3 protein-coding genes are annotated in these 2750 nt (G+C 72.8%); 2 read left to right on the top strand and 1 reads right to left on the bottom strand.

The annotated features are described in order from the left end of the window. Positions 1-179 precede the first annotated feature (179 nt). A complete protein-coding gene (locus tag ACWGDE_RS37990) occupies positions 180-518 on the bottom strand; it encodes a hypothetical protein (RefSeq protein WP_453393650.1) in 339 nt (112 codons plus the stop codon). Positions 519-960: 442 nt separating this feature from the next. Between ACWGDE_RS37990 and ACWGDE_RS37985 the strand changes: the two genes are divergently transcribed. Together ACWGDE_RS37985 and ACWGDE_RS37980 are read left to right on the top strand one after the other, a co-directional pair. Then, entirely contained in the window at positions 961-2217 is a 1257-nt protein-coding gene (locus ACWGDE_RS37985; RefSeq protein ID WP_453393649.1) for an MFS transporter, read from the top strand. A gap of 72 nt (positions 2218-2289) precedes the next feature. After that, the gene (locus tag ACWGDE_RS37980; RefSeq protein ID WP_453393648.1) at positions 2290-2730 is read left to right on the top strand and encodes an SMI1/KNR4 family protein; all 441 of its coding nucleotides are present in this window, start codon (positions 2290-2292) and stop codon (positions 2728-2730) included. Positions 2731-2750 lie beyond the last annotated feature (20 nt).

Here is a 2750-nt window from a genome sequence, read left to right as displayed (position 1 = left end):
TTTCCTGTTCCTTGGGGTAACTATTTTGTTTCGGTTTTGTCTCTTCGCCTTTTTCCGCGTGGTTGTTTTGTTGTTCCGGGGGGGGGGGGGGGGGGCCCTGGGGGCGGTACCCCCCGGGGTCGGGGGTCAGTGTGGCGGAAGGGGCGGCGCGTGGACCAGTCCTCGTTCGGGCCGGATCCTCAGCCCCGGCGCTTTCGCCGCGCGGCGAAGTAGCGGGCCACGCCGTAGGCGATCAGCCAGGGCAGGATCGTGAGGAGCCCGACTTCGACGACGAGGAACCCGATGGTGTCCCCGCGCGTCGGCGTGACCCCGTCCGGTTTGAACTTGGCGATCGTCGGCGCCGCCATCACGACCACCGGCACCACGACGGACGCGACCCGCGCCTTGGTGCCGGCCCGGCCGCCGGCCCGTCCGACCCATGTGCCCAGGCCGGCCATCACGAAGGGGCCGCACAGCCACCACAGTACGAGGAGGAGGGTGAGCACCACCGTCCAGTCGTCCGCGTATCCGAACATCATGAGCGTCCCACCCGGCCCCCCAGCCCTTCCCCCGCGGTCGGCCCGGCCCGGTTCGCGCCCTGCCCGTGACGGGTCCTCAGTTCGTGGCCGAGGAGCGGGTGTTGGCTTTCCCGTCCCCCGGAGTATGCCGCAGGAGGGTCGGGAGGCAGGAGGGATTTCGCGGCGGCGGCGCACCGGCCCCGGGGAGGGCGGAAGGGCCCCGGAGGCCCCCGGCTCCCAGAAGTATCTTGACGTCAAGATTGATTTCGGGCAGGCTGCCGCAGGTATCTCGATGTCGAGATACTTCACGGGGGCTCGGAGGTCTGAGATGTGGTGGCGTGGTGCGGGGATCCGGAAGGCGCGGCCGGAGGGGGCGGAGCGGCATGATCGGAGCGATCGGCGGGTGCGGCCCGGTCTGGTGGCCCAGTTGCGGCGCCCGCCGGGGGGCCGGGACGCCCGGATCATGCTGCTGGCGCAGTTCCTCGACCGCACCGGTACGGGACTGTGGGCCGCCTCCTCGGTCCTGTACTTCACCTTCGTCGTCGGCCTGGACGCCGGACGGCTCGGCCTCCTGCTCGGCGCGTCCGCGGTGGCGGGCATCGCCGGATCGCCCCTGGCGGGACATCTGGCCGGCCGTTTCCCGGTGCGCTCCCTGCTGATCGGCTGTCACCTCCTGCGCCTCGGCACGCTCAGCGCACTGCTCGTGGCCACCCGCTTCGACGTGCTGCTGGCCCTGGTCGCCGTCACGTACCTGGGCGACCGGGCGGCCAAGACCCTGGAGATGCTCTTCGCCACGCGGGTGGCGGGGGAGAGGCGTGCCACCTACCAGGCGCTGTCGCGCAGTACGGCCAACGCCGGCTACGCCCTCGGCGCGGGCATCGCGGCCGCCGGTCTGGCCCTGGGTACCCGCGAGGCCTACCACGCGCTGATCCTCGCCAACGCGCTGTCCTTCCTCGCGGCGGCCGTGCTGGTCCGGCGGACGCGGGAGCCGCGCGGCCAGGGGCACGTGGCCGCGCGCACCGGCGACACGGCGCCGACACCGGCACCGGCGCCGGCGGGTCGGCGGCCGGGCGCGCCGAGTCCGTGGCGCGACCGCGGCTACCTGCGCTTCGTACTGCTCGACATACCGATGAACCTGGACGACTCGATCCTGGCCGTCGGCCTGCCGCTGTGGCTGGTGGACCACACCGACGCGCCGCACGCCCTGATCCCGGCCTTCCTCGTGATCAACACCGTGCTCGTCGTCGTACTCCAGCTGCACGTGTCGGCGAAGGTCGAGGAGCCCCGCCAGGCCGCGGCGGCGGTCGTCCTGTACGGGCTGACGATGCTCGCCTGCTGCGCCCTCCTGGCGGCCACCGCGGGGACCGGGGTCTGGGCCGCGTCGATCGCGCTCCTCGTCGCGGCGGTCCTGGCCACCGCGGCGGAGCTGATGCGCTCGGTGAGCTCCTGGGAGCTGGCGGTCTCGCTGGCCCCCGCGGAGGCGAGGGCGTCCTACCTGGGCGTCGCGGGCATGGCCCAGTCCGTCCAGAAGTCCGCCGGACCGCTGCTCCTGACCGGCGCGGTCATGGCGGCGGGCCCGGCCGGCTGGCTCGCCCTCGGCGCGGGGATCGCGACCCTGGCGGCCGTCCAGTCCCGCTCCGCCCTCCGCCGGCTGGACACCCTCCTCGCCCCACCCGCCGCCGACGCACCGCCGAAATCCGCTTCCGTGCCCACCCTCTGAGGCGGTCCCGCCCGGCTCCCACCGGCCCGCCCGGTGCCGCTCCACGCGGTCGCCGTGGGAGAGAATGGGCGGATGTGGCGCGAACTGATCCTCGACCTGTCCCCTGACATGGAGCTGGGCGAGCCCGCGAGCGAAGAGGCCCTGGCTGCGGTCGAGAGGGCGCTCGGGCAGCCGCTGCCCGAAGACCTCGCGGCCCTGCTGCTCGAGTGCGACGGTGTCGTCGGTGAGGACGGCGGGGACGTCGTCTGGACCGCCGAGCGGATCGCCGAGGACAATGCCTCCTTCCGGTCCGCGCCGGATTACGCCGATCTCTACATGCCGTTCGAGCCGCTGATGTTCTTCGGCGACAACGGCGGGGGCGACCAGTTCGCGTTCGTCAGGATCCCCGAGCGCACGGACGTCTTCGTCTGGGACCACGAGACCGACGGGCGTTCCTGGGCGGCGAACGACCTCAGCGTCTATCTGAAGCGGTCCCTGGGGGACGAGGCAGGCACGGACTGGCACCGGGAGTGATCCCGCCGGGGGAGGACGGG

The sequence above is a fragment of the Streptomyces sp. NPDC054956 genome, assembly GCF_053609185.1.
This window is presented reverse-complemented; position numbering and strand designations above follow the sequence as displayed.

Excerpts from the sequence above, each read along its gene's own strand:
- ACWGDE_RS37990 (WP_453393650.1), bottom strand. The coding sequence starts at position 518 with ATGATGTTCGGATACGCGGACGACTGGACGGTGGTGCTCACCCTCCTC.
- ACWGDE_RS37980 (WP_453393648.1), top strand. The coding sequence starts at position 2,290 with ATGTGGCGCGAACTGATCCTCGACCTGTCCCCTGACATGGAGCTGGGC.
- ACWGDE_RS37985 (WP_453393649.1), top strand. The coding sequence starts at position 961 with ATGCTGCTGGCGCAGTTCCTCGACCGCACCGGTACGGGACTGTGGGCC.